This is a genomic window from Streptomyces sp. NPDC000983, from assembly GCF_040299205.1.
Taxonomy (GTDB): Bacteria; Actinomycetota; Actinomycetes; order Streptomycetales; family Streptomycetaceae; genus Streptomyces.
Window position 1 is genome coordinate 108,674 of record NZ_JBEPBM010000007.1, and the last position, 24,845, is coordinate 133,518.

Annotated in this window: 24 protein-coding genes and 5 tRNA genes; 18 read left to right on the forward strand and 11 right to left on the reverse strand. The window is 70.7% G+C overall.

The features are described from left to right. Position 1 precedes the first annotated feature (1 nt). The 5 genes from ABT296_RS10380 to ABT296_RS10400 form a co-directional block, all read right to left on the reverse strand. Positions 2-3,199 (reverse strand): sensor histidine kinase, encoded by a 3,198-nt coding sequence (locus ABT296_RS10380; RefSeq protein ID WP_351925385.1) that lies wholly within the window; start codon positions 3,197-3,199, stop codon positions 2-4. A 378-nt stretch (positions 3,200-3,577) separates the two neighbouring features. Further along, positions 3,578-4,153, reverse strand: coding sequence for a GTP-binding protein (locus ABT296_RS10385; RefSeq protein ID WP_015657619.1), 576 nt, complete (start codon positions 4,151-4,153; stop codon positions 3,578-3,580). Next, the gene (locus ABT296_RS10390) at positions 4,134-4,532 is read right to left on the reverse strand and encodes a DUF742 domain-containing protein (protein WP_015657618.1); all 399 of its coding nucleotides are present in this window, start codon (positions 4,530-4,532) and stop codon (positions 4,134-4,136) included. Before ABT296_RS10390 ends, ABT296_RS10385 begins: the two co-directional genes overlap by 20 nt. Positions 4,533-4,643: 111 nt before the next feature. Beyond that, positions 4,644-5,057, reverse strand: a complete 414-nt coding sequence (locus ABT296_RS10395; protein ID WP_004983056.1) for a roadblock/LC7 domain-containing protein — start codon at positions 5,055-5,057, stop codon at positions 4,644-4,646. A 9-nt stretch (positions 5,058-5,066) separates the two neighbouring features. Further along, entirely contained in the window at positions 5,067-8,681 is a 3,615-nt protein-coding gene (locus tag ABT296_RS10400; RefSeq protein WP_351925388.1) for a sensor histidine kinase, read from the reverse strand. Between the two features lie 570 nt (positions 8,682-9,251). Here ABT296_RS10400 and ABT296_RS10405 point away from each other — a divergent pair. From ABT296_RS10405 to ABT296_RS10445, 9 genes are all read left to right on the forward strand, one after another. After that, positions 9,252-9,440, forward strand: a complete 189-nt coding sequence (locus ABT296_RS10405) for a hypothetical protein (protein WP_351925390.1) — start codon at positions 9,252-9,254, stop codon at positions 9,438-9,440. A gap of 80 nt (positions 9,441-9,520) precedes the next feature. Then, complete coding sequence (locus ABT296_RS10410) at positions 9,521-10,306, forward strand: fumarylacetoacetate hydrolase family protein (RefSeq protein ID WP_351925392.1); 786 nt, start codon at positions 9,521-9,523, stop codon at positions 10,304-10,306. Continuing rightward, complete coding sequence (gltX, locus tag ABT296_RS10415) at positions 10,299-11,783, forward strand: glutamate--tRNA ligase (protein WP_351925393.1); 1,485 nt, start codon at positions 10,299-10,301, stop codon at positions 11,781-11,783. Before ABT296_RS10410 ends, gltX begins: the two co-directional genes overlap by 8 nt. A gap of 91 nt (positions 11,784-11,874) precedes the next feature. Continuing rightward, entirely contained in the window at positions 11,875-12,606 is a 732-nt protein-coding gene (locus ABT296_RS10420) for an HAD family hydrolase (RefSeq protein WP_351925395.1), read from the forward strand. Between the two features lie 91 nt (positions 12,607-12,697). Then, positions 12,698-12,769 (forward strand) — tRNA-Gln (locus ABT296_RS10425). Between the two features lie 21 nt (positions 12,770-12,790). Continuing rightward, positions 12,791-12,863 (forward strand) — tRNA-Glu (locus ABT296_RS10430). 29 nt (positions 12,864-12,892) lie between these two features. Continuing rightward, positions 12,893-12,965 (forward strand) — tRNA-Glu (locus ABT296_RS10435). Between the two features lie 20 nt (positions 12,966-12,985). Further along, a tRNA-Gln gene (locus ABT296_RS10440) sits at positions 12,986-13,057 on the forward strand. Between the two features lie 29 nt (positions 13,058-13,086). Beyond that, positions 13,087-13,159, forward strand: a tRNA-Glu gene (locus tag ABT296_RS10445). Positions 13,160-13,302: 143 nt separating this feature from the next. Here ABT296_RS10445 and ndgR read toward each other — a convergent pair. Then, positions 13,303-14,019, reverse strand: coding sequence for an IclR family transcriptional regulator NdgR (ndgR, locus tag ABT296_RS10450; protein ID WP_171142008.1), 717 nt, complete (start codon positions 14,017-14,019; stop codon positions 13,303-13,305). Between the two features lie 196 nt (positions 14,020-14,215). On the opposite strand from ndgR, the gene leuC reads away from it, so the two are divergent. The 4 genes from leuC to ABT296_RS10470 all read left to right on the forward strand — a co-directional run bounded on the left by leuC (position 14,216) and on the right by ABT296_RS10470 (position 17,527). Further along, positions 14,216-15,646, forward strand: coding sequence for a 3-isopropylmalate dehydratase large subunit (gene leuC / locus ABT296_RS10455; protein WP_351925397.1), 1,431 nt, complete (start codon positions 14,216-14,218; stop codon positions 15,644-15,646). Between the two features lie 6 nt (positions 15,647-15,652). Next, positions 15,653-16,246 carry a 3-isopropylmalate dehydratase small subunit gene (leuD, locus tag ABT296_RS10460; protein ID WP_351925399.1) on the forward strand — a complete coding sequence of 198 codons (594 nt, stop codon included), beginning with the start codon at positions 15,653-15,655 and terminating at the stop codon, positions 16,244-16,246. A gap of 277 nt (positions 16,247-16,523) precedes the next feature. Further along, entirely contained in the window at positions 16,524-16,754 is a 231-nt protein-coding gene (locus tag ABT296_RS10465) for an SCO5555 family protein (protein ID WP_351925401.1), read from the forward strand. A gap of 137 nt (positions 16,755-16,891) precedes the next feature. Further along, complete coding sequence (locus ABT296_RS10470; protein ID WP_351925403.1) at positions 16,892-17,527, forward strand: HU family DNA-binding protein; 636 nt, start codon at positions 16,892-16,894, stop codon at positions 17,525-17,527. 77 nt (positions 17,528-17,604) lie between these two features. Here ABT296_RS10470 and ABT296_RS10475 read toward each other — a convergent pair whose 3' ends face one another. After that, on the reverse strand, positions 17,605-17,808 hold the full coding sequence (locus ABT296_RS10475) for a cold-shock protein (RefSeq protein ID WP_351925405.1): 204 nt from the start codon (positions 17,806-17,808) through the stop codon (positions 17,605-17,607). Positions 17,809-17,927: 119 nt separating this feature from the next. Further along, a complete protein-coding gene (gene cofC, locus ABT296_RS10480; RefSeq protein ID WP_351925407.1) occupies positions 17,928-18,566 on the reverse strand; it encodes a 2-phospho-L-lactate guanylyltransferase in 639 nt (212 codons plus the stop codon). A gap of 154 nt (positions 18,567-18,720) precedes the next feature. Between cofC and ABT296_RS10485 the strand changes: the two genes are divergently transcribed. The 3 genes from ABT296_RS10485 to ABT296_RS10495 all read left to right on the forward strand — a co-directional run bounded on the left by ABT296_RS10485 (position 18,721) and on the right by ABT296_RS10495 (position 21,744). Then, positions 18,721-19,500 carry a lysophospholipid acyltransferase family protein gene (locus ABT296_RS10485; RefSeq protein WP_351925409.1) on the forward strand — a complete coding sequence of 260 codons (780 nt, stop codon included), beginning with the start codon at positions 18,721-18,723 and terminating at the stop codon, positions 19,498-19,500. Next, complete coding sequence (locus ABT296_RS10490; RefSeq protein ID WP_351925411.1) at positions 19,497-20,507, forward strand: NAD(P)H-dependent glycerol-3-phosphate dehydrogenase; 1,011 nt, start codon at positions 19,497-19,499, stop codon at positions 20,505-20,507. The genes ABT296_RS10485 and ABT296_RS10490 overlap by 4 nt, the downstream gene beginning before the upstream one ends. A gap of 79 nt (positions 20,508-20,586) precedes the next feature. Beyond that, positions 20,587-21,744, forward strand: a complete 1,158-nt coding sequence (locus ABT296_RS10495) for a D-alanine--D-alanine ligase family protein (protein ID WP_351925413.1) — start codon at positions 20,587-20,589, stop codon at positions 21,742-21,744. Positions 21,745-21,762: 18 nt separating this feature from the next. Here ABT296_RS10495 and ABT296_RS10500 read toward each other — a convergent pair whose 3' ends face one another. Together ABT296_RS10500 and ABT296_RS10505 are read right to left on the reverse strand one after the other, a co-directional pair. Then, positions 21,763-22,266, reverse strand: coding sequence for a DUF3515 domain-containing protein (locus ABT296_RS10500; RefSeq protein WP_351925415.1), 504 nt, complete (start codon positions 22,264-22,266; stop codon positions 21,763-21,765). A gap of 20 nt (positions 22,267-22,286) precedes the next feature. Then, on the reverse strand, positions 22,287-22,520 hold the full coding sequence (locus ABT296_RS10505) for an Lrp/AsnC family transcriptional regulator (protein WP_003997603.1): 234 nt from the start codon (positions 22,518-22,520) through the stop codon (positions 22,287-22,289). A 206-nt stretch (positions 22,521-22,726) separates the two neighbouring features. Here ABT296_RS10505 and ABT296_RS10510 point away from each other — a divergent pair, with 206 nt between their 5' ends. Both ABT296_RS10510 and thiD read left to right on the forward strand, forming a co-directional pair. Continuing rightward, on the forward strand, positions 22,727-23,692 hold the full coding sequence (locus ABT296_RS10510; protein ID WP_351925417.1) for a thiamine-phosphate kinase: 966 nt from the start codon (positions 22,727-22,729) through the stop codon (positions 23,690-23,692). Next, a complete protein-coding gene (thiD, locus tag ABT296_RS10515) occupies positions 23,689-24,486 on the forward strand; it encodes a bifunctional hydroxymethylpyrimidine kinase/phosphomethylpyrimidine kinase (protein WP_351925419.1) in 798 nt (265 codons plus the stop codon). The genes ABT296_RS10510 and thiD overlap by 4 nt, the downstream gene beginning before the upstream one ends. A gap of 95 nt (positions 24,487-24,581) precedes the next feature. Here thiD and rpmB read toward each other — a convergent pair whose 3' ends face one another. After that, positions 24,582-24,767, reverse strand: a complete 186-nt coding sequence (gene rpmB, locus ABT296_RS10520; RefSeq protein ID WP_003993230.1) for a 50S ribosomal protein L28 — start codon at positions 24,765-24,767, stop codon at positions 24,582-24,584. Positions 24,768-24,845 lie beyond the last annotated feature (78 nt).

A 24,845-nucleotide genomic window follows, 5' to 3' on the forward strand; every position in this document is an offset into this window, starting at 1 on the left:
ACTAACGCTCCTGGTTGTAGGTGCTGTCAGGCCCACTGTGGTTCCTAGTGGCCTGGCCGTTCGTTTCACTTCCCGCACTGCGACCCCGCTGGACACCGCGGCGCAGGTTGCTCAGCCTGCCCCGGACGTCCTCGGGAGCGCGGGAGACCTGTGGGCCGCCCTGGGGGGTGGCTTCGGCGGCTCCCTCGACCAGGTTGGCCTTGGGTACCCGCCGGGGCAGACCGGAGGAGGTGACTCCGCCCGCCTTGGGCTTGCGGAGCTGCGCCGCCTGCTGCCAGCGATCGTCGTTCGCCGAGCGCCAGCCGGACTCGCCGGGGCCGTCGGCGGGGGCCGGTGCGTCCTGGCCCGCGGGCCGGGCGCCGTTGGCGCCGCTCGCGGGGCCACCGCGGCGCGGGAGCCCTGCGTCGGTCAGCTCGTGGGCAGCGGACGGGGCCGGTCCCGGACGGTCGAAGCCTACGCTGTTGCGCTCACCCGCGTCAGCGGGCTGCACAGGTTCCGGTTCCGGAGCGTACTGGTCGGAGTAGTCACCGCGGTAGTCGTCCTGCTGCGGCCAGTCGTCCTGGTAGCGGCGCTCCTCGAAGGCCGGGAAGGACTCCGGGGCGGACCCGTGGGCGGCCGCCGGCTCCTCCTGGGCGGGCTCCGCATAGGCCTGCTCGGGGTAGCCGCCGTGGGACGAGAACGTGTCGTTCTGCGGCAGGCCCCCGTTCTGGGCGTAGTACGGCTCCTCGTACGACGTCTGCTGCTGCTCGTCGTACGTCGTCTGCTGGTCGTAGCCCGACTGCTGCTCGGGGAAACCGTTCTGGCCGTTGCCGTAGGACTGCTGCTGCGGGGCGGCGAACTCGTCGTACCCGGTGGTGCCCTCGCCGGACTCCGGACCGTGCGTCTGGGCCTCCAGGGCCGCACGGCGCTCCTCGCGGACCAGGGAGCGGCCCACGGGGTCCAGGTCGCGGATGTCGTCCGGGACCTCGTAGCGGCTGTCGTCGAAGCCCAGCTCGGCCGCCGTGCGCATCGGCTGGCCGCCGAAGTTCTCACCCTGGAACTGCTGCTCCGGGATGATCTGCGAGACGGTGAACTGGTCGGGCGCCGGGGCCTCGCCGCCGCCACCACCATGGGTGATCGCGTCGGGCAGCATGACCAGCGAGGTGGTGCCGGCCTGCTCGCCCGAGGGGCGGAGCTGGACGCGGATGCCGTGCCGGTCCGACAGGCGGCCGACCACGAACAGACCCATGCGCTGCGAGATCGCGGCGTCCACGGTCGGCGGGTTGGCCAGCTTGTGGTTGATGTCCGCGAAGTCCTCGGCGGTCAGGCCGATGCCCTTGTCGTGGATCTCGATCATGACGCGGCCGTCGGGGAGACGGGTCGCGGTGACGCGGACCTTGGTCTGCGGTGAGGAGAACGTGGTGGCGTTCTCCAGCAGCTCGGCCAGCAGGTGCACGAGGTCGGTCACGGCGCGGCCGTGGATCTCGGCCTCCGGGACGCCGGAGAGCTCGATGCGCTCGTACTGCTCCACCTCGGAGGAGGCGGCGCGCAGGACGTCGACCAGCGGGACCGGCTGGTCCCAGCGGCGGCCGGGCTCCTCGCCGGCGAGGACCAGGAGGTTCTCGCCGTTGCGGCGCATACGGGTCGCGAGGTGGTCCAGGCGGAAGAGGTTCTCCAGCTGGTCCGGGTCGGCCTCGTTGTTCTCCAGGTCGGTGATCAGGGTCAGCTGGCCCTCGATCAGGGACTGGTTGCGGCGCGAGAGGTTGGTGAAGATCGCGTTGATGTTGCCCCGCAGCAGGGCCTGCTCGGCGGCGAGCCGGACGGCCTCACGGTGGACCTGGTCGAAGGCGCGGGCGACTTCGCCGATCTCGTCCGTGGTGGTGATCGGGATCGGCTGCACCCGGGTGTCGACCCGGCCGGGGTCGGTGCGCGAGAGCTGGTCGACCAGCATCGGCAGACGCTGCTCGGCGATGCCGAAGGCGGCGTTGCGCAGCTGGCGCATCGAGCGGCTCATCTGGCGGGCCACCATGCCGGCCAGGATGAACGCCACGAGCAGCGCGACCACGACGGCGGCACCCACGATGAAGGCGTCACGCTTGGCGTCGTCGGCGATCGCCGCGGCCTCGTTCACCGCGGTGTCGGTCAGGTCCGACTCGATCTGGCGGTAGGCGTCGTACTTGAGGGTGTTGACCGCCCACCAGTTCTCGGCGGTGACGCCCTGCTGGGCCAGGCCCTGACGGATCAGCGGGTCGGTCGACTTCATGCCCGCGACGGCCCGCACCATGTCGGTCGGGTTGGCCGGCGGAGCGACGTACTCGGGGTTGTTGGCCTTGGCCTCCTTGGCCATGGCCGCACCCTTGGTCTTGATGTCCGCCTCGGCGGCCTTCAGACGCTGCTCGTCGGCCTCGGTGCCACCGCCGACGTACTCCTGGACGGCGATGCCCTCCAGGTAGGCGTACGAGGACAGGGCGACCTTCTGGCTGGCGAAGCTGCTGTTGCCCGGGCCGGGCTGGACCAGCATGTGCATACCGATCGAGCGCTGGAGCGACAGGGCGCCCTTGGTCAGCTCGATCGCGTACACGGTCCGGCCGTACGAGGTCACGTTGCCGGTGCCCAGGCCCAGCTCGTTGGCGAACTCGGTGAGCGGGTGGGCGATGTCGACATAGCCCTCCTCGGTCTTCACCCCGAGGCGGTCGGAGGTGTAGGCCTCCTCGCGCAGCGTCGCCAGGTCGGGCTCCACCTTGCGGAACAGCGACAGACGGCGCTCCAGGCCCGGTGTGTCGGGGACGCTCTGGGCCGCCACGTCGAAGGCGTCGGCGGCGTCGTCCGTGGCCTTGCGGGCCGCGGTGACGACGTCCTTGTCCTTGTTCAGGAGCAACGGCGCGGCGGTGATGTCGCGCTCGTTGTAGAGGGCGTCCGCGTAGTTCAGCGAGGCCCGCACGAGGTTCGCGGTGTCCTTCGCGTCCTCGGCCCCCTGCCAGGTGTCGATCGAGCTCTTCACCTGGAAGCCGCCCATGACCAGGCCGACCAGCACGGGTATGAGCAGGATCGCGTTCAGCCGGGTCGGCACACGCCAGTTGCGCGGGGAGAGTCGGCCACCGCTGGAAGCGGGTGCGGCCGTCGGCTCCGGACCGGACACAGGGGCGGGCGCCGCTCCGCGCGGCGGCGGGGTGAAGTTGCCCCGGGCCGACGGCTCGGGACCGTTCGTGCTTCGCCTCACTCGACCAACAACCTCTCGGCGGTCGGCACCTTCGTTGTGCCGCAGACTCTCAGGGCCCGGTACTCGATCGACTGATGAGTACGTCTTTGACTATTGGGCAGTTCAGGCATTCCAGCATGGGGACCTGCGCACTTCCAAACAGTGGGAAGCGAAGTTTTGCTGTGATGTAAGCCCCAGATAAAACGGTCATAAAGAGCGAGCCCCGCCAAAAGGCGGGGCCTTCGTGCGCGCAGCGGCACCGGATGACCGCGACGCGTTGCGGTACCACCGGATTCCTCTGCCGAAACGTTATGAACACCGAAGCCGACCGTGTCAAATGCCACAGCCGGCTCCGGGACTCCTACGACGGCTGCCGGAGGGGGCAGCCTGATCGGTTGCCTACCGCAACCGTGCCATGAGGGCGTGCTCGACCAGCGTGATCAGCGCACTCTTGGCGTCGGAGCGGTGGCGGGCGTCCGTGGTGATGATGGGGGTGTCGGGGCCGATCTGCAGGGCCTCGCGCACCTCCTCCGGCGCGTACGGCTGGTGCCCGTCGAAGCCGTTGAGGGCCACGACGAACGGCAGCCCGCTGTTCTCGAAGTAGTCGACCGCGGGGAAGCAGTCGGCGAGACGGCGGGTGTCCACCAGCACGACGGCGCCGATCGCGCCGCGCACCAGGTCGTCCCACATGAACCAGAAGCGGTCCTGGCCGGGCGTACCGAACAGGTACAGGATCAGGTCCTGGTCGAGCGTGATGCGGCCGAAGTCCATGGCGACCGTGGTGGTCGTCTTGTCCCCGGTGTGGGTGAGGTCGTCGATGCCCGCGGATGCGGACGTCATCACGGCCTCCGTGCGCAGCGGGTTGATCTCGGAGACGGCGCCGACGAACGTCGTCTTGCCGACGCCGAAGCCGCCCGCCACCACGATCTTCGCGGAGGTGGTCGCCCGGCCTCCGTCAGAGCTTGCGAAGTCCACTGAGCACCCTTTCGAGCAGCGTCACATCCGGAGCGCCGCCGTTGTTCTCGTCGCCGCCCGGCTGGTGAATGGCGACAAGCCCGGCCTCCGCCAAGTCGGCGACGAGGATCCGGGCCACACCGAGAGGCATCGAGAGCAGCGCCGAGACCTCGGCGACCGACTTGACCTCACGGCACAGATGGCAGATGCGCTGGTGCTCCGGGAGCAGCCCCATAAGCGCTGCCGGGTCGGCCGTGGTGCTGATCAGGGCCTCGATGGCCAGCTGATAGCGCGGCCGGGTCCGGCCGCCGGTCATCGCGTACGGACGTACCAGCGGCTGGTCGCCCTCATCCTCGTACGGCTCCGCGTACGGATCATGAGAGGCGTTGGGCGGGGTCATGAATCCTCCGGACGGGACAGCAAGTTGGTCAGTCGTGCCGTCTGACGCGGCCGGTGGGGGGAGTGTGTCGGCCTGACGGTGATTTGGTGAGACGGGTGGATCCAGGGAGGGTCAGTGGAGCAGACTGCCTTGGAGCTCGGCACGGAGGTCGGGCGTCAGCACGGCACCCGCCCGGTCCACCAGCAGTGCCATCTCGTAGCCGACGAGGCCGATGTCGCACTCCGGGTGCGCGAGGACGGCCAGCGACGAGCCGTCGGAGACGGACATGAGGAAGAGGAATCCCCTCTCCATCTCCACGACCGTCTGTGCCACGTTGCCGCCCTCGAAGATCCGGGAGGCACCCGCCGTCAGCGAGGTCAGTCCGGACGCGACGGCCGCGAGCTGGTCCGCGCGGTCACGAGGGAAACCCTCCGACAGCGCCAGCAGGAGACCGTCGGCGGACACGACGACGGTGTGGGACACCCCGGGGGTGTTGTCCACGAAGTTGGTGATCAACCAGTTGAGGTTCTGTGCCGCCTGGCTCATCGGACTCAACTAACGCTCCTGCTGGTGAGTGGGGCTCGGGAAGCTGCCGGTCTGACCGTTGCCGGCCTGACGACCCTGCGCGATACCCCGACGGAGATTGGTCAGCCGTCCGCGCACGTCATCAGGCGCACGCGAGACCTGCGGACCGCTTTGGTGCTGTTGCTGCTGGGCCGTGCCCGGGACGAGGTTCGCCCGGGGCACCCGGCGCGGGAGGCCGGAGGTGGTGACTCCGCCCGCTGCCGGCTGCCGGACCCGCTCGGCCTGCCGTACGAGGTCGTCGTTCGGCGAGGTGCGCCAGGTGCCGGTGGCGGCCTGTCGCTGAGGGGCCGGAGCCTGTGGTGCCTGGGCCGGCGGCGTGGGGGCCGCGGCCTGGGACTGCTGGTGGTGCTGCGGGGCCTGCGGCTGCTGGCCGTTGCCCTGCTGCTGAGCCGCCTGCTGACCGCGGAACCAGTTGGTCTCCAGCGTGTCGTACAGGGGCGTCCGCCCGTCACCGGGACCGGGCGCCGGGGGCAGTGCCTCGGGCTCGGGCCGGTTCGGCCGCTGCTGCTGACGCGGCGGGGCCGGGGGACGGGGCGGGGTGTAGTCGGCCGGACCGCCCGCCTGGGGGCGGTCGAACTGGCCCGTGGCGGAGGGGTTCGGCAGCGAGTGCTGTCCGGTCGTGGAGCCGTTGTTGTAGCCCTGCTGAGCCGGGAACTGACCCGTGGACTGCGCACCGCCGGGGCCGTAGAGGTCCGGACGGCCGTACTCACCGGTGTTCTGGTTCTGCGCGCCGTTCGGCCGCGGGAACTGGCCGGTGTTCTGCGGGGCGTCGTACGACGGGGCCCGGCCGGCGTCGGCGCGCGGGACGGCCGGTATCTCGGCCGTGGCGGCCGGACCGTGCCGGTCGTCGATCCGCGGCATCCGCGAGGTCGCGTCCTGCTCGTCGTGGCCGCGCGGGGTGTCCAGCGAGGCGCGCGGCACCGGCGGCTGGGCGTTGTCGTCGCTCCAGCTCGGGGTGCGCTGCTGACCGACGCCGGCGCCCGGCAGTTCGGCGCGCTGCCCGCCCCGGCCGCCCGGCAGCTGCGGGCGACGGCTGCGACGGCCGCCTCCGCCCTGCTCGGCGCCCGGGTTCTGCGGCTGCTGCGGAGCGGCGGACGCGGGACGTCCGCCACCGAAGGCGTCCTGGGCCTGCGGGGCACCGGCGGACTGCATGCCCTGTCCGGCGCCCGGCGCCTGGCCGAAGGCCGACTGCGCGGGCGGAGCCTGGCGGTTCTGCGGAGCACCGGCCGGGGGCTGCGCCCCACGCGGGGCGGCCGGGCGGCCGGCCCCGTCACGTCCGGGCAGCGCGGCGCGCGGTCCCTGACCGGCGCCGAGCAGTCCGCCCGAGGGCGAGCCGGCGCCGACGGCACCGGCGTTGCGCCGGGCGGCGGCCGCACCCGCGGCGGCCTGCGCGGCGGCGGGGCCACCGGTCGGGCCACCCGGGCCGGGCTTGCCCGGGGCCGGCTTGCGGCCGCCCTGGGCGACGTCGACCGGGAGCATGACCAGCGCGGTCGTACCACCGGAGTCGGACGGGCGCAGCTGGATGCGGATGCCGTGCCGCTGCGACAGACGACCGACCACGAAGAGGCCCATGCGTCGGGAGACGGAGACGTCCACGGTGGGCGGCGAGGCGAGCCGCTCGTTGATCGCGGCGAGGTCCTCGGGGGAGAGGCCGATGCCGGTGTCGTGGATCTCGATCAGCACCCGGCCGTCGGGCAGGGCGTGACCGGTGACCTTGACCTTGGTCTGCGGGGAGGAGAACGAGGTCGCGTTCTCCAGCAGCTCGGCGAGCAGGTGCACGAGGTCGTTGACCACACGGCCGGCCACTTCGGTGGTCGGCACCGAGGCCAGTTCGATGCGCTCGTACTGCTCCACCTCGGACGCGGCGGCGCGGAGCACGTCGACCAGCGGGACCGGGCGGGTCCAGCGGCGGCCGGGCTCTTCACCGGCGAGAACGAGGAGGTTCTCACCGTTACGGCGCATGCGGGTGGCGAGGTGGTCGAGCTTGAACAGCGAGGACAGCTGGTCCGGGTCCGCCTCGCGGGACTCCAGTTCGGAGATGAGCGAGAGCTGACGCTGGATAAGACCCTGGGAGCGGCGCGAGAGGTTGGTGAACATCGCGTTGACGTTGCCCCGCAGCAGGGCCTGCTCGGCGGCGAGGCGGACCGCCTCGCGGTGCACGTCGTCGAAGGCCGCGGCCACTCGGCCGATCTCGTCCCGGGAGTGCACACCGACCGACTCCACGGACGTGTCGACGTCCTGCGGGTCGGACTCGGACAGCTGCTTGACCAGCTCGGGCAGTCGGTCGGAGGCGACCTTGGTGGCGGTCTCCTCCAGCCGGCGCAGCGAGCGGATCATGGAGCGGGCCACCACGAAGGCGCCGACCAGCGAGACGCCGAGCACGAGGAGGATCAGCGCACCGGAGATGATGGCGTCCTGCTCGGACTCGTTGCGCAGCTCGCGCGCCTTCTGCTCCATCTGCTCCAGCAGCGTGCGCTCGACGTTGCCCATCTGCTCGATCTTGATCGAGCTGTCGTCCACCCAGTCCTTGTACGAGCGCCGGTCCACCGTGGCCAGACCACTGGTGATGGCGCGGTCGCCGTAGGTGTCGGTGGCCTGGATCGTGGAGTTGCCCTCCTCGACCGGCTTGAGCAGCTCGGCCGCCTCCTCACCGCCGTAGATCGCCTTGAAGCTGGCGAGTTCGGAGGTCTGGCTGGCCATCGACGACTGGGCGTAGAGCCGGTCGTTGTCGGAGAGCCTGCCGGAGGACTTGGTGTTGACCGGCAGGGCCGCGGCGAGCACCGCGCGCTGGATGGAGGCGTACTCCTTGGCGGAGGAGAAGGCCGCCAGCGCACGGGTCCGCTGGATCATGTCGGGGTTGCTGGTCGCCTCGGCCATGTCCTGGGAGAGGTCCAGCAGGTGCTCGATCAGCCGGTGGTACGCCTCGACCGTCTGGGTGGCGTTGTCCTCGGCCTGGTAGGCGTCCTTGCGGATGCCGCTGAGGGTGCGCAGGTCACGGACGACACCGACGAGGGTGTCGTGGACGCCCTGGAGGTTGCCGTTGCCGGTGTCGACCTCCTCGGCGGACTCGATGAAGTTGTCCACCAGGCGGTCGGTCTTGTCGGTGTAGCCCTTGACCGTGTAGCCGGTGGCCTTCTCGCCGTGCGCCAGGGGACCGGCGGACTGGTCGCGCTCCTCCTGGAGCGCGGCGGCCAGCTCGGTGGCCTGCTTGGTCATCTCCGTCAGCAGCTTCATGTTGTCGAGCTGCTGCATGTCGTCCATGGAGTCGCTGATACGCAGGGCGCCCAGCGAGGTGGCCGCGACCACCGGGAGTGCGAGCAGCGACACCAGGCGCGTGGAGATTCGCCAGTTGCGCAGGGCTATTCGCGGGCCGGGGTTGGTCGAACCCTGCGGCGGCTTGACGGGCGGGGCGGCCGGGCCCGTGGAACCCGTGCCGGCCGGTCCGCCGGGGCGCCCGGAGCCGTCACCGGACTGGACCGGGCTCTGGGCGTGCTGGGTCGAGGGACTGCCGACTTTGGGGCCAGTCCCGCCGTGCGGCTCCGGCTCCGCCGAAGCACTGCCATCCCTCTTGAAACGTCCCTGCACTAGCGTCGCAACCTCTGGACCAGGCGCTCCTCCGCGTGAACGGAATGAGCGGTGTCGGCGTATTGGGGGGCGTCCTGAATTACGTCCCCTGATGGTCTGAGTGACCGGCGCTGGCTCCCCCTTCCGCCGCCGCCCGGCGCTGCTTCGCGCCCTGCGCGCCGGGTCGTTCCTGCGGCGGTCCGTGGAATTCCAGCACAGTGCAGGATCTCCAACAAGGGCCGTGGACCGAGCCGTGACCTACGTGACACCACGTGAGTGACGAGTTACCGGTCGTAGAAAGGGATCCGTATCAAACCGGACCCAACCTGGCGATTCGCCGGAGCCCGGCGGGTGTCCCAGTCGCCATGATCAGGAGCGGAATGGTCGGTTCAGTGGCCCAATGTCCGTTTCGGAGGGCTGAATCGCCGGTCCGATTTGCCTGACTTGCGCAAGAAGCCGTGAGCAAACTCACACGAGGATCGTGGGGTCTTCACGTCTTCTCCGGGGAAACGCATGTTTAGCCTGACGCTTTACAAGATGGCGCAATCTGCCAACTCCCACCCCACCGCACACGACAGGTTACGAACAACCGTGAAGACGACGCTGATGTTCCGCTCGACCGCCAACCCGCGTCGCACGACGCTGGCCCACCTGGAGGGCGCCGCCGACCTGCGGCCCCTGGAGCAGCCGGAGCACACCCTCGACCTTCCGGCCCAGACCGCCAACCCCCGTCGCACGGTCCTCGACGTCATGCCGGTCGCCGCCACCGTCGCGGAGTAATGCCGCGAGGTGCCCGGCCCCGGTCACGTTAGCCTGGAGCGTCAGACTCCAGCCGCTTCAGTCAAGGGGCCAAGCATCCCGTGCGCATCGCCAGATTCTCCATCGACGGGAACGTCGCCTTCGGCGCGGTCGAGGGCGACAAGCCTGACGAACTCGTCCTCGACATCATCAAGGGCATCCCGTTCGCGGAGTTCCAGCTCAGCGGCGTCAAGGTGCCGCTGAGCAAGGTGCGGCTGCTGCCCCCGGTGCTCCCCAACAAGGTCGTGGCCTTCGGCCGCAACTACGCCGAGCACGCCCGGGAACTGGGCAACGAGGTCCCCGACGCGCCCTTCGCCTTCTTCAAGCCCTCCACCTCGGTGATCGGCCCCGGCGACGAGATCCAGTACCCCTCCTTCTCCGAGGAACTGCACCACGAGGCCGAACTCGCCGTGGTCATCGGCCGGATGTGCCGGGAGGTCCCGCGCGAGCGCGTGGCCGACGTGATCTTCGGCTACACCTGCGCCAACGACATCACCGCGCGGGACGTCCAGCGGCGCGAGAAGCAGTGGGCGCGCGCCAAGGGCTTCGACACCTCCTGCCCGCTCGGCCCCTGGGTGGAGACGGACCTGGACCTCGCCACCGCGTCCGACCTCACGATCCAGCTCACGGTCGACGGCCAGCAACGCCAACTCGGCCGCACCAGCGAGATGACCCACTCCATCGCGGATCTGATCGTCAACATCACCGAGGCCATGACGCTGCTCCCCGGCGACGTGATCCTCACGGGCACCCCGGCAGGGGTCGGCCCCCTGGCTGTCGGCGACGAGGTCGCCGTCACCATCGAAGGCATCGGCACTCTCACCAACAAGGTTGTCAAGCGTGGCTAGCGCACCCGCCTCCCCCGTACGCGTCCGTTTCTGCCCGTCGCCGACCGGCAACCCCCATGTGGGCCTGGTCCGCACCGCCCTGTTCAACTGGGCGTTCGCCAAGCACCACGGCGGCACGCTGGTCTTCCGCATCGAGGACACCGACGCGGCCCGCGACTCGGAGGAGTCGTACGGCCAGCTGCTGGACGCGATGCGCTGGCTCGGCTTCGACTGGGACGAGGGCCCGGAGGTCGGCGGTCCGCACGCGCCGTACCGCCAGTCGCAGCGGATGGACCTCTACAAGGACGTCGCCGACAAGCTCCTGGACGCCGGGCACGCCTACCGCTGCTACTGCTCCCAGGAGGAGCTGGACAGCCGCCGCGAGGCCGCCCGCGCCGCCGGCAGGCCCTCCGGCTACGACGGCCACTGCCGCGAGCTGAGCCAGGAGCAGGTCGACGGGTACGAGGCCCAGGGCCGCGCCCCGATCGTCCGCTTCCGGATGCCCGACGAGACGATCACCTTCGACGACCTCGTCCGCGGCGAACTGACCTTCACCCCCGAGAACGTCCCGGACTACGGCATCGTCCGCGCCAACGGCGCCCCGCTGTACACGCTGGTCAACCCGGTCGACGACGCCCTGATGGAGATCACCCACGTCCTGCGCGGCGAGGACCTGCTCTCCTCCACCCCCCGCCAGATCGCCCTGTACAAGGCGCTGACCGAACTGGGCGTGGCCAAGGCGACCCCGGCCTTCGGGCACCTGCCGTACGTGATGGGCGAGGGCAACAAGAAGCTGTCGAAGCGGGACCCCCAGGCCTCGCTGAACCTCTACCGCGAGCGCGGCTTCCTGCCCGAGGGCCTGCTCAACTACCTCTCCCTGCTCGGCTGGTCGCTCTCCGCCGACCAGGACATCTTCTCGATCGACGAGATGGTCGCGGCCTTCGACATCGCCGACGTCAACCCCAACCCGGCCCGCTTCGACCTCAAGAAGTGCGAGTCGATCAACGGCGACCACATCCGCATGCTCGACGTGAAGGACTTCACCGAGCGCTGCGCCCCGTGGCTCGCGGCCCCGTTCGCCCCCTGGGCCCCGGAGGACTTCGACGAGGCCAAGTGGCAGGCCGTCGCCCCGCACGCCCAGACCCGGCTGAAGGTGCTCTCCGAGATCACCGACAACGTCGACTTCCTGTTCCTGGCGGAGCCGGTCCTGGACGAGGCCAGCTGGGCCAAGGCGATGAAGGAGGGCAGCGACGCCCTGCTGCGCACCGCCCGCGAGCGGCTGGAGGCGGCCGACTGGACCTCCGCCGAGTCCCTCAAGGAGGCCGTCCTGACCGCCGGTGAGGCCCACGGCCTCAAGCTCGGCAAGGCCCAGGCCCCGGTCCGGGTGGCCGTCACCGGCCGCACGGTCGGCCTGCCGCTCTTCGAGTCCCTGGAGATCCTGGGCAAGGAGAAGACCCTGGCCCGCATCGACGCGGCGCTCGCGAGGCTCTCGGCCTGAGACGCGATCCCGAGGGGCGGCATCCGGAGACGGGTGCCGCCCCTCGGGCGTTCCCGGGACGCGCGCGCCGCCCGGCGGTTACGGTCGGACCATGGGCATTCGGGCGGTGGTCTGGGACGTCGACGACACGATCTTCGACTACACCACGGCGGACCGGTCCGGGATGCGGGCGCACCTGGCGGCCGAGGGGCTGCTGGAGGCCCACGGCGGCGTCGACGCGGCCCTCGACCGCTGGCGGGAGTGCACCGAGCGGCACTGGACGCGCTTCTCGGCGGGCGAGACGTCCTTCGAGGGCCAGCGGCGCGACCGGGTGCGGGCCTTCCTGGGCGAGCCGCTGAGCGACACCGAGGCCGAGCGGTGGTTCCTGCGGTACATGGGCCACTACGAGGCCGCCTGGGCCCTCTTCCCCGATGTCCTGCCGGCCCTCGACCTCCTCGCCGCCGGCCACCGGCACGCGGTGCTCTCCAACTCCAGCCTCACCGTCCAGGACCGCAAACTGCGCGTGCTCGGCGTCCGGGACCGCTTCGAGGCCGTCCTGTGCGCCGCCGAACTGGGCGTCTCCAAGCCCGAGGCAGGGGCCTTCCTGGCCGCCTGCGCCGCACTGGAGCTGGCCCCGCACGAGGTGGCCTACGTCGGCGACCACCCGGAGATCGACGGGCGGGGAGCGGCGGACGCCGGTCTGCTCTCGGTCTGGATCGACCGCGGCACCGCGCCCGCCGGCGCCGGCGGGCCGAGCGGGGCGCACCGGATCGCCACCCTCGCCGAACTCCCCGCGCTCCTCGGCTCCGATACCCGTTTTGGAGCCCCGTCCACCTTCGGGTAATGTTCTTTCTGCGCCGCCGAGGAGCGGGCCGAAAGGCCGGTGACCGGAGGCGCAAGCTAGAACGAGACCCCTTCAGGGGCTTGCGTTCCAGTGGCCTATGGTGTAATTGGCAGCACGACTGATTCTGGTTCAGTTAGTCTTGGTTCGAGTCCAGGTAGGCCAGCTCGCAGAGCTCATCTGCAAAGCCCCCGTTGTGTAGCGGCCTAGCACGCTGCCCTCTCAAGGCAGTAGCGCCGGTTCGAATCCGGTCGGGGGTACGGCAATCGTCTTCGCGATGATCGCTAGGGCCCCCGTTGTGTAGCGGCCTAGCACGCCGCCCTCTCAAGGCGGTAGCGCCGGTTCGAATCCGGTCGGGGGTACTGTCTGGTCTAAACCACATTGGTCTATGGTGTAATTGGCAGCACGACTGATTCTGGTTCAGTTAGTCTTGGTTCGAGTCCAGGTAGACCAGCTCGGACCTGCGGAAACGCAGTGTCCATCGCCCCCGTTGTGTAGCGGCCTAGCACGCCGCCCTCTCAAGGCGGTAGCGCCGGTTCGAATCCGGTCGGGGGTACAGACAGGCAAGGCCCTCCACTTCGGTGGGGGGCCTTCGTCGTGCCGCCCCGGCGACGGGGGCCGAAGAGATCGGGTGGCAGGGGAGCGGGGAGGGCCCGCCGCGGCGTTGGGGCGGGCCCTCCCCGTTGCTGTCTGGGTACGTCAACCGGTGCGGCGCAGGGCCTCCGAGAGACGGGAGGCCGCGTCGATGACCGCCTGGGCGTGCATCCGGCCCGGGTGGCGGGTGAGGCGCTCGATGGGACCGGAGACCGAGACGGCGGCCACCACGCGGTTGGAGGGGCCGCGGACCGGCGCGGAGACCGAGGCCACGCCCGGCTCGCGCTCGCCGATCGACTGGGCCCAGCCGCGGCGCCGCACGCCGGAGAGGGCCGTCGCCGTGAAGCGGGCGCCCTGCAGGCCCCGGTGCAGCCGCTCGGGCTCCTCCCAGGCCATGAGGATCTGGGCGGACGAGCCGGCCTTCATCGTCAGCGTCGAACCGACCGGGACGGTGTCCCGGAGTCCGGACAGCCGCTCCGCCGCGGCCACGCAGATGCGCATGTCGCCCTGGCGCCGGTAGAGCTGCGCGCTCTCGCCCGTGATGTCACGGAGGTGGGTGAGGACCGGGCCCGCCGTGGCGAGGAGGCGGTCCTCGCCGGCCGCCGCGGCCAGTTCCGCCAGGCGCGGGCCGAGGATGAACCGGCCCTGCATGTCGCGCGCCACCATGCGGTGGTGCTCCAGGGCCACCGCCAGCCGGTGGGCCGTGGGTCGTGCCAACCCGGTCGCCGCCACCAGACCCGCGAGGGTGGCCGGACCGGACTCCAGGGCGCTCAGGACAAGGGCTGCCTTGTCCAGGACGCCGACGCCGCTACTGTTGTCCATGAAACGATACTCGCGTCTCACTCTGTGAAACGCAAGTTCAATTTTCCGTGGAACACGCCACTCTGGATGACACGAAGGCAAAGAGGCCCGCAGACAAACGGGCCCGGTGGCGGACGCCCGAACAGGGGCGGCGGGCGCTGCTTCCTCAAGATCTCTAGTTGGGCCGGTGGACCGTATGCCGGCCGGAGGGAAAGCGATGGGTAGGACACTCGCGGAGAAGGTCTGGGACGACCACGTCGTCCGGCGCGCCGAGGGCGAGCCCGACCTCCTCTTCATCGATCTGCACCTGCTGCACGAGGTGACCAGCCCGCAGGCCTTCGACGGCCTCCGCAAGACCGGTCGCCAGGTGCGCCGCCTCGATCTCACCATCGCGACCGAGGACCACAACACCCCGACGCTCGACATCGACAAGCCGATCGCCGACCCGGTCTCCCGGGTCCAGCTGGAGACGCTGCGCAAGAACGCCGCGGAGTTCGGCGTGCGGCTGCACCCGCTGGGCGACGTCGAGCAGGGCGTCGTGCACGTCGTCGGCCCGCAGCTGGGTCTGACCCAGCCGGGCATGACCGTCGTCTGCGGCGACTCCCACACCTCCACCCACGGCGCCTTCGGCGGCCTGGCGTTCGGCATCGGCACCTCCCAGGTGGAGCATGTGCTGGCCACCCAGACGCTGCCCCTGGTCCGTCCGAAGACCATGGCCATCACCGTCGAGGGCGAGCTGCCCGACGGCGTCACCGCCAAGGACCTGATCCTGGCGATCATCGCCCGGATCGGCACCGGCGGCGGCCAGGGCTACGTCCTGGAGTACCGCGGCTCCGCCATCGAGAAGCTCTCGATGGAGGCCCGGATGACCATCTGCAACATGTCGATCGAGGCCGGCGCCCGCGCGGGCATGATCGCCCCCGACCAGACGACCTTCGACTACTTGGAAGGGCGTGCGCACGCTCCCAAGGGCGAGGACTGGGACGCGGCCGTCGCGTACTGGAAGACGCTGCGCACGGACGACGACGCCGAGTTCGACGCCGAGGTCGTCATCAAGGCCGAGGAACTGTCCCCGTTCGTCACCTGGGGCACCAACCCCGGCCAGGGCGCGCCGCTTTCGGCGTCCGTCCCCGACCCTGCTTCGTACGAAGACGCTTCGGAGCGCCTGGCCGCCGAAAAGGCCCTGGAATACATGGGGTTGGAGGCCGGCCAGCCGCTGCGCTCCATCAACGTGGACACCGTCTTCGTAGGCTCCTGCACCAACGGCCGCATCGAGGACCTGCGGGCCGCGGCCGAACTGCTCCAGGGCCGCAAAGTCGCCGACGGCGTACGCATGCTGGTCGTCCCCGGCTCCGCCCGGGTCGGTCTGCAGGCCGTCTCCGAGGGTCTGGACGTGGTCTTCAAGGAGGCCGGCGCCGAGTGGCGGCACGCGGGCTGCTCGATGTGCCTGGGCATGAACCCCGACCAGCTGGCCCCCGGGGAGCGCTCCGCGTCCACCTCCAACCGCAACTTCGAGGGCAGGCAGGGCAAGGGCGGCCGTACGCACCTGGTCTCGCCGCAGGTCGCCGCCGCGACCGCCGTGCTGGGCCATCTGGCCTCCCCGGCCGACCTGTCCGACACCGAGACCCGTACGCCCGCTGGAGTCTGAGAAGCCATGGAAGCATTCACCACGCACACCGGCCGGGCCGTCCCGCTGCGCCGTTCCAACGTCGACACCGACCAGATCATCCCCGCCCACTGGCTCAAGAAGGTGACCCGGGACGGCTTCGAGGACGGGCTGTTCGAGGCCTGGCGCAAGGACGAGACGTTCGTCCTCAACCGGCCCGAGCGCAACGGCGCCACGGTCCTGGTCGCCGGCCCCGACTTCGGCACCGGCTCCTCCCGGGAGCACGCCGTCTGGGCGCTGCAGAACTACGGGTTCAAGGCCGTCATCTCCTCCCGCTTCGCCGACATCTTCCGCGGCAACTCGCTCAAGAACGGCCTGCTCACGGTGGTGCTGGAGCAGAAGATCGTGGACGCGCTGTGGGACCTCACCGAGGAGAACCCCGAGGCCGAGATCACGGTCGACCTGGAGAACCGCGAGGTGCGCGCCGAGGGCGTCACCGCCTCCTTCGAGCTGGACGAGAACTCCCGCTGGCGGCTGCTGAACGGGCTGGACGACATCTCGATCACCCTGCAGAACGAGGCCGACATCGCCGCCTACGAGGCCAAGCGGCCCTCGTACAAGCCGCAGACGCTCCAGGCGTGAGCCGGGCGGACCTCCGCCACAACTGAACAGGTCGAGTTTCGGCCACCGAAACACCCCCGCCGTACCCCCGATCGGACCGATCGGGGGTACGGCCATGTCTGCGCCCGGACGGTCGCCGGAGGCTCGGCCGACGGCGCCAACTTCCCGTGTTAGCTGGGCTGTTGTCGGGGTAGCCGGTCATCGGGGCAACCTCTTCCACCGGTGCGGGGAGGGCCGTTCGAGGCGGCAGTTGCACCCTGGGCAGGCGACAACTCGCCCCAGATGGCACAATCTGTGCATGGAACACGACGGCCAACTCGAGCTCTATGCGGCGGTCGCGGACCAACTCAAGGAAGCGCACACAACAGTGCGCGCACTGCAAGTCCCGGAGGGCGTACGGATGGCGCTGACCCGGAAGCTGCTGGTCATTACGGCCGTGGCCAAGCACGATCTCGCCGATGCGGCAAGGCGTCTGGAGGCGTTCACGGCAGACCTCGACGCGGGTCGATTCCCCGACGAGGAACGCTGATCGCTCCGGAGACCGCCGAACCCGTTGCGGCACAAGGGTGATAAGCCCGTTTCGTGTTTGATTTGCGGTATATATCTGCCTAACGTGCGAAAAAGCTTGAACACTTTCGTTCTGGCGATGTCTCCGAAGGGGAAGACGTGAACAAGGCGCAGCTCGTAGAAGCGATTGCCGACAAGATGGGCGGCCGCCAGCAGGCCGCCGATGCTGTCGACGCAGTCCTGGACGCCGTCGTGCGCGCGGTGGTCGCCGGTGACCGGGTGTCGGTGACCGGCTTCGGATCGTTCGAGAAGGTCGACCGGCCGGCGCGTTACGCCCGGAACCCCCAGACGGGCGAGCGGGTTCGGGTCAAGAAGACCTCCGTGCCGAGGTTCCGCGCGGGTCAGGGCTTCAAGGACCTGGTCAGCGGCTCGAAGAAGCTCCCGAAGAACGACGTCGCCGTGAAGAAGGCCCCCAAGGGCAGCCTGACCGGCGGTGCTTCCGCCACGGTCAAGAAGGCCGCGGCGAAGAAGACCGCCGCCAAGAAGGCCACCACCGCCAAGAAGGTCACGGCGAAGAAGACCACCGCGGCGGCGAAGAAGACCACCACGGCGGCCGCGAAGAAGACGACCGCCAAGAAGACCACCGCGGCGGCGAAGAAGACCACGGCGGCGGCCGCGAAGAAGACGGCGGCCAAGAAGGCCCCGGCGAAGAAGGCGACCGCCAAGAAGGCCCCGGCCAAGAAGTCGACGGCCCGCAAGACCACCGCCAAGAAGACCACCGCCCGCAAGAGGTAGGGGCGCGACGGTACTCACGCGCCGGGCCGGACTCCCCAGGGAGTCCGGCCCGCGGCGTGTCGGGCGGGTGCCGGGCGCTACAGGGTCTGGAGCGTGACGAGGGTGATGCGCGGCCCGTCCTCGGGGCCCTCCACCTCGATGCGCACCCGCTGTCCGGGCCGCAGCAGGCGCAGCCCGCCCGCGTCGAACGCCCTCGCGTCGAAGGGCACCGGGGTGCCGTCGTCCAGGAGCACCTGCCCGCTCCGGGTCTCGGGGTCGTACGTGTACGCGGTCGCCTGCATGGCGGCAGCCTATGCGCTGGGCGGCGAGCGCCGCGAGGGCAGGCGCCCCGTGCTCCTCGGGCGGGGCTGGAGCCCGGTGCGAAGCGGCCTTTGTCGCGCGCCCTGGAACCCCGCGCGCCCTAGAACCCCGCGAGCAGCAGTCCCGCCGCTGCCGCCGTCGTCCGTGGGCCGACCCCGAGCGCCAGCGCGGCGCGGAGATCCTCGCCGGTGTCCACGTCCTGGCGTACGGAATCCACCGCCCCCAGGGTCAGTTCCGTCGCGCCGGAAGCCCGGTGGCGGGCGCGGGAATCCGGGCCGAATGCCGGGTGCAGCGGCCGGCCCGGAGCCGCCGAGAGCAGAGTCGTGCCGATTGCCGCGGCGTCCGGCAGGAAAGCGCGCGGGAATTCCGCCGCCGAGTCCAGGACCCGGGCCAATTCCGCCGGGCGCAGGGCCGGGAGATCCGCGTTGAGAGCGGCGACCGCGCAATCCGGACGTGCCGCGCGTACGACGGCGGCCCCGTGTGCCAGCGCGGCGTTCAGGCCGGCTCCCGGGGTGTCGGGCAGCACGCGGGCGCCGAGCGCGGACAGTTCCCGGCCCGCCAGGGCGTCGTCCGTGACGACTGCCACATCCCGGACCGGACCGCTGGCCAGCGCCGCCGCCACGGTGTCCTGCGCGAAGGCCAGGGCGAGGGCCGGGCGCAGCCCGCCGGCCGCGGTCCCCGAGAGCCTGCTCTTGGCCCGAGCCAGAGGTTTCAGGGGTATGACCAAGGTCCACTGCACGAACGTTCGTACCTCTCTCGTCGCGGCCATTGTCGCCCGGCTCTCACACGGGCCATCCGGCGGTCCGGTCCGCGGGGCGTACGGTGTTCTCGACAGACGGTCGGCCTGGAGCGACACTTGTGCGGCCCCCCAGGCCCTAGAGGAAGGTGTCCGCGTGCCCCGCCGCAGAATCGGCTTCTGGTATCGCTTGGCAGCGGTGATTGCCAAACCACCGCTGGTGGTACTGATCAAGCGGGACTGGCGCGGAATGGAACACATTCCGGCCCATGGCGGATTTATCACCGCGGTGAACCACAATTCGCACGTCGATCCTTTCGCCTACGCGCACTTTCAGTACAACACCGGCCGAGTTCCGCGATTCCTCGCGAAGAGCGGACTTTTCAAGAAGGGATTCGTCGGCGCCGTCATGCGCGGTACCGGTCAGATCCCCGTCTACCGCGAGACCACGGACGCGCTGAGCGCCTTCCGGGCCGCGATCGACGCCGTGGAGCGCGGCGAGTGCGTCGCCTTCTACCCCGAGGGCACCATCACCCGGGACCCGGACCAGTGGCCCATGACCGGCAAGACCGGTGCCGCCCGGGTCGCCCTGCAGACCAAGTGCCCGGTGATCCCGGTCGCCCAGTGGGGCGCCAACGAACTGCTGCCGCCGTACGCCAAGAAGCTCGACGTGCTGCCCCGCAAGACCTCCAAGGTCCTCGCGGGCCCCGCCGTGGACCTGTCGCGCTTCTACGACAAGGAGATGACCCCGGAACTCCTCAAGGAGGCCACCGAGGTCATCATGGCCGCCGTCACCCGCCTGCTGGAGGAACTCCGCGGCGAGAAGGCGCCCGTCGCCGCCTACGACCCGCGCAAGGAGCGGATCGAGCAGCGGCGCCGCAGCCAGGCGGAGAACGGGCACGAGGCGCAGGCCGGGCACGAGGAGAAGAGCAAGTGAGCAAGCCCGTCAAGGCGGCCGTCTTCGGCACCGGATCGTGGGGCACCGCCTTCGGCATGGTGCTCGCCGACGCGGGGTGCGAGGTCACCCTGTGGGGGCGGCGCCCCGAACTCGTCGAAGCGGTCAACTCCACGCGCACCAACCCCGACTACCTCCCCGGCGTCGAACTGCCGGCGAACCTGCGGGCCACCGCGGACCCCGCCGAGGCGGCCCGCGACGCCGACTTCACCGTCCTGGCGATCCCCTCGCAGACACTGCGCGGCAACCTCGCCGAGTGGACCCCGCTGCTCGCCCCGGACACCGTCCTGGTCTCCCTGATGAAGGGCGTGGAACTCGGTTCCACCATGCGGATGAGCGAGGTCGTCGAGGACGTCGCCGGGGTCGGCCCGGACCGGGTCGCCGTGGTCACCGGACCCAACCTCGCCCGCGAGATCGCCGCGCGGATGCCCGCGGCGGCCGTGGTCGCCTGTACCGACGCCGCCGTCGCCCAGCGGCTCCAGGCCGCCTGTCACACGGCCTACTTCAGGCCGTACACCGAGACCGACGTCATCGGCTGCGAGCTGGGCGGGGCGGTCAAGAACGTCATCGGGCTCGCCGTCGGCATCGCGGACGGCATGGGGCTCGGCGACAACGCCAAGGGCTCGCTGATCACCCGCGGCCTCGCGGAGACCGCGCGGCTCGGGGTGGCGCTCGGCGCGGCCCCGCTGACCTTCGCCGGGCTCGCGGGCCTCGGCGACCTGGTCGCCACCTGCTCCTCGCCGCTCTCCCGCAACCACACCTTCGGCACCAATCTCGGCAAGGGCATGACGCTGAAGGAGACCATCGCGGTCACCCAGCAGACCGCCGAGGGCGTCAAGTCCTGTGAGTCCGTGCTGGACCTGGCCCGCCGGCACGGCGTCGACATGCCGATCACCGAGACGGTCGTCGGGATCGTCCACGAGGGCAAGTCCCCGGTGGTCGCCGTCAAGGAACTCATGTCGCGCACAGCGAAGCCCGAACGACACTGAGTGAAGCGGGCGGGCCCTCGCGCCCGCCCGCCGCGCGGCGCTGTATCAGGCCCGTACCAACGGGTACTCTCAACGCGATATGAGCACCGAGAACCTCCCCCAGAGCCCCCAGCAGCCGTCGCGCAAGCCGCGTGTGGCCGTCGTGTTCGGCGGCCGCAGCTCCGAGCACGGGATCTCCGTGGTCACGGCCGGCGCCGTGCTGAAGGCCATCGACCGGACCAAGTACGACGTCCTGCCGATCGGCATCACCCAGGACGGCCGCTGGGCGCTCACCGCCGACGAACCGGAGCGGATGGCGATCACCGACCGCCGTACGCCCAGCGTCTCCCAGCTCGCCGAGTCGAGCGAGGGCGCCGTGGTGCTCCCCGTCGACCCCGGCAACCGCGAAGTCGTCTACAGCGAGCCCGGATCGGTGCCCAAGGCGCTCGGCGAGGTCGACGTCGTCTTCCCCGTCCTGCACGGCCCCTACGGCGAGGACGGCACCCTTCAGGGTCTGCTGGAGCTCTCCGGTGTCCCGTACGTCGGCGCGGGCGTCCTCGCCTCCGCCGTCGGCCAGGACAAGGAGTACATGAAGCGGGTGTTCACCTCCTTCGGGCTCAAGGTCGGCCCGTACGTGGTGATCCGGCCCCGCGAGTGGGCGCGGGACGAGTCCGCCGCCCGCAGGAAGATCGTCGAGTTCGCCGGCGAGCACGGCTGGCCGCTCTTCGTGAAGCCCGCCCGTGCGGGTTCCTCGATCGGCATCACCAAGGTCGACGACCCCTCCGGACTGGACGAGGCCATCGCCGAGGCCCAGCGCCACGACCCCAAGATCCTCGTCGAGGCGGCGCTGCGGGGCCGCGAGATCGAGTGCGGGGTACTGGAGTTCGAGGACGGCCCGCGCGCGTCGGTGCCCGCCGAGATCCCGCCGCCCGAGGCGCACGCCTACTACGACTTCGAGGCCAAGTACATCGACTCCACCCCGGGGATCGTGCCGGCCCCGCTCACCGACGAGGAGACCGCCGAGGTGCGGCGGCTCGCGGTGGACGCCTTCGACGCGGCCTCCTGCGAGGGCCTGGTGCGCGCGGACTTCTTCCTCACCGAGGACGGGGAGTTCGTGATCAACGAGATCAACACCATGCCCGGCTTCACGCCCATCTCGATGTATCCAAAGATGTGGGAGGCGACCGGCATCGGCTACGCGGAGCTGGTCGACCGGCTCATCCAGGCCGCGCTGCGCCGCTCGACCGGGCTGCGCTGAACCCCGGGGCCGACCGGATCAGGGGGCGATTCCTTCGGGGATCGCCTTCTTCACGGCCGGGGCCAGATCGATCAGCACCGCCGAGCTGTCCACGCCCTCGGCGACGGTGACCTCGACGTACGCCTGGCGATTGGCGGTGGTGAAACGGTACGCCCCGGAGTCCCCGCGCTCCATCAGCCAGTCCACCCCCTCGACTCCGCCGGGCACCGCGTCGGGGTCGCCCCCCTCGGCCACCTTCGGGTCCGTCATCTTCGGCGGCCGTTCCACGCCGCAGCGCAGTATGATCTCCGGGTTTCCCCAGCCCGCGGTCAGCGTGGATTCGGGCTCGGGGTCGCGGCGGCTCTCACCGGCCACCTTCGCCGGCACGGCGTCGTCCAGCTTCTGACACAGGGCGGCGACCTTCGTGCCCGGGGAGGGAACCGCCGCCGACCCGCCGTCGTCTGCTGAGGAGCAGCCCGCGACGGTGATCGACAGGGCGACGAGCGCGGGCAGACCGATGAGCCGGTGACGCGAAGTGTTCACCGGCCAAGGGTAGACGGGGGCTACAGATGGACGACCGGGCAGGTCAGGGTGCGGGTGATGCCGTCCACTTGCTGGACCTTGGCGACCACCATGCGGCCGAGGTCGTCGACGGTGTCTGCCTGCGCGCGCACGATCACGTCATACGGTCCTGTCACGTCCTCGGCCTGGATGACTCCAGGGATCTTGCTGATCGTCTCGGCGACGGTCGACGCCTTGCCGACCTCCGTCTGGATCAGGATGTACGCCTGTACCACGGAACCTCCAGGGCGGCCACGAGGATCATGTGGGGAAAAGGAACGCCACGGTATCGCGTCGTCGCTCGTCGCGGGGAGACCCGCGGGGCCGGGGGTCCCGCGCCGGGGTACAGGCACGAAAGTGGTTGACGGTCACCTCGACCGTATCGAGGACAGTAAAGACACGCGACCGGGAATCGGGCCGGGACAGAAGGGGCGTAAGGGCGATGAAGGGCACTGTTGGTGAGCTGGGGGAGTTCGGGCTCATCAGGGAGCTCACCTCCCGTCTCACCACCACCCCGGCGGTCCGGGTCGGCCCCGGCGACGACGCCGCGGTGGTCGCCGCGCCCGACCGCAGGGTCGTGGCGAGCACCGACATCCTGGTGGAGGGCCGGCACTTCCGCCGTGACTGGTCCACCGCCTACGACGTGGGCCGCAAGGCCGCCGCGCAGAACCTGGCGGACATCGCCGCCATGGGCGCCGTGCCCACCGCGCTCCTGCTCGGCCTCGTGGTCCCGGCCGAACTGCCGGTGACCTGGCCGACCGAGCTGATGGACGGCCTGCGCGACGAGTGCCAGGTGGCCGGCGCCTCCGTGGTCGGCGGCGATGTCGTACGCGGCGACTCGATCATGGTGTCGATCACCGCGCTCGGCGACCTGCGCAACCAGGAGCCCGTCACCCGGGCCGGCGCCCAGCCCGGCGACCTGGTGGCGGTGACCGGCTGGCTCGGCTGGTCCGCGGCCGGATTCGCCGTGCTGTCCCGGGGGTTCCGCTCACCGCGGGCCTTCGTGGAGGCGCACCGGCGCCCGGAACCGCCGTACCACGCGGGCCCCGCGGCGGCCGGGCTCGGCGCGACCGCCATGTGCGACGTCAGCGACGGGCTGATCGCCGACCTCGGGCACATCGCCGAGGCCAGCAAGGTCCGCATCGACATCCGCTCCGGCGCGATCGACATCCCCTCGCAGATGAACGACATCGGGCAGGCCGTCGGCGTCGACCCCATGCAGTGGGTGCTGACCGGGGGAGAGGACCACGCGATCGTGGCGACCTTCCCGCCGGACGTGAAGCTCCCCGCCCGCTGGAAGGTCATCGGCGAGGTCCTCAACCCCTCGGCGCTGCCCCAGGTCACGGTCGACGGGGCGCCCTGGACCAGCAAGGGCGGCTGGGACCACTTCGGGGACATCGAGTCGTGAGCGCGCCGCCGAGGGTGCTGACGGTCGCGGGGTCCGACTCCGGCGGCGGGGCCGGGATCCAGGCCGACCTCAAGACGATGCTCGCGCTCGGTGTGCACGGCATGAGCGTGATCACCGCCGTCACCGCGCAGAACTCGCTGGGCGTGCAGGGTGCCTGGCCGCTGCCGGTGGAGGCGGTGGTCGCGCAGTACCGCAGCGTGGTCGACGACATCGGCGTGCAGGCCGTGAAGACCGGCATGCTCGCCTCCGCGGAACTCGTGGAGGCGGTCGCCGAGTTGATCGGCGCCACCGACGCCCCCGCCGTCGTCGACCCGGTGGGCGTCTCCAAGCACGGGGACTCCCTGCTGGCCGCCTCCGCGCTGGACTCCGTCCGCACGAAACTGCTGCCGGTGGCCACCGTCGCGACCCCGAACCTCGACGAGGTGGCCCAACTCACGGGGGTACGGGTCGACTCCGAGGACGATCTGCGGCGGGCCGCGGCGGCCGTACTCGACCACGGCCCGCGCTGGGTCGTGATCAAGGGCGGCCATCTCCCGGGCGAGGCGGTGGACCTGCTCACCGACGGCTTTGAGGAGCACTGGCTGCGCGCCCCGCGCCACGACAACCGGCACACCCACGGCACCGGCTGCACCCTGGCCTCGGCCATCGCCTCGGAACTGGCCAGGGGCCGGTCCGTGCCGGAGGCGGTCACGGCGGCCAAGGCGTACGTCACCTCGGCCATCGCGGCCGGCTTCGCGCTCGGCGGGGGGATCGGGCCCGTACGCCACGGGTGGGCCCTGGGCGTACGGGACTGAGCCGGGACCGCGTAACGGCATGCAAAAAGCCGGTCCACACGAGGTGGACCGGCTCAGTGCAGCGAACCAGCAGTGGCCGCGCGCTCAGCGATGTGTCAGCGCGAGACCTTGCCGGCCTTGATGCACGAGGTGCAAGCGTTCACGCGCTTCGGCGTCCCGCCGACCACGGTACGGACGCGCTGGATGTTGGGGTTCCAGCGACGGGACGTACGGCGGTGCGAGTGCGAGATGTTGTTGCCGAAGCCCGGCCCCTTGCCGCAGACGTCGCAGTTGGCAGCCACGGGTCACTCCAAAGACTTCAGATGCACTTACGGATGATCCCGGCAGGCCGGGGATCGAGATCGCAGGATCAGACATCC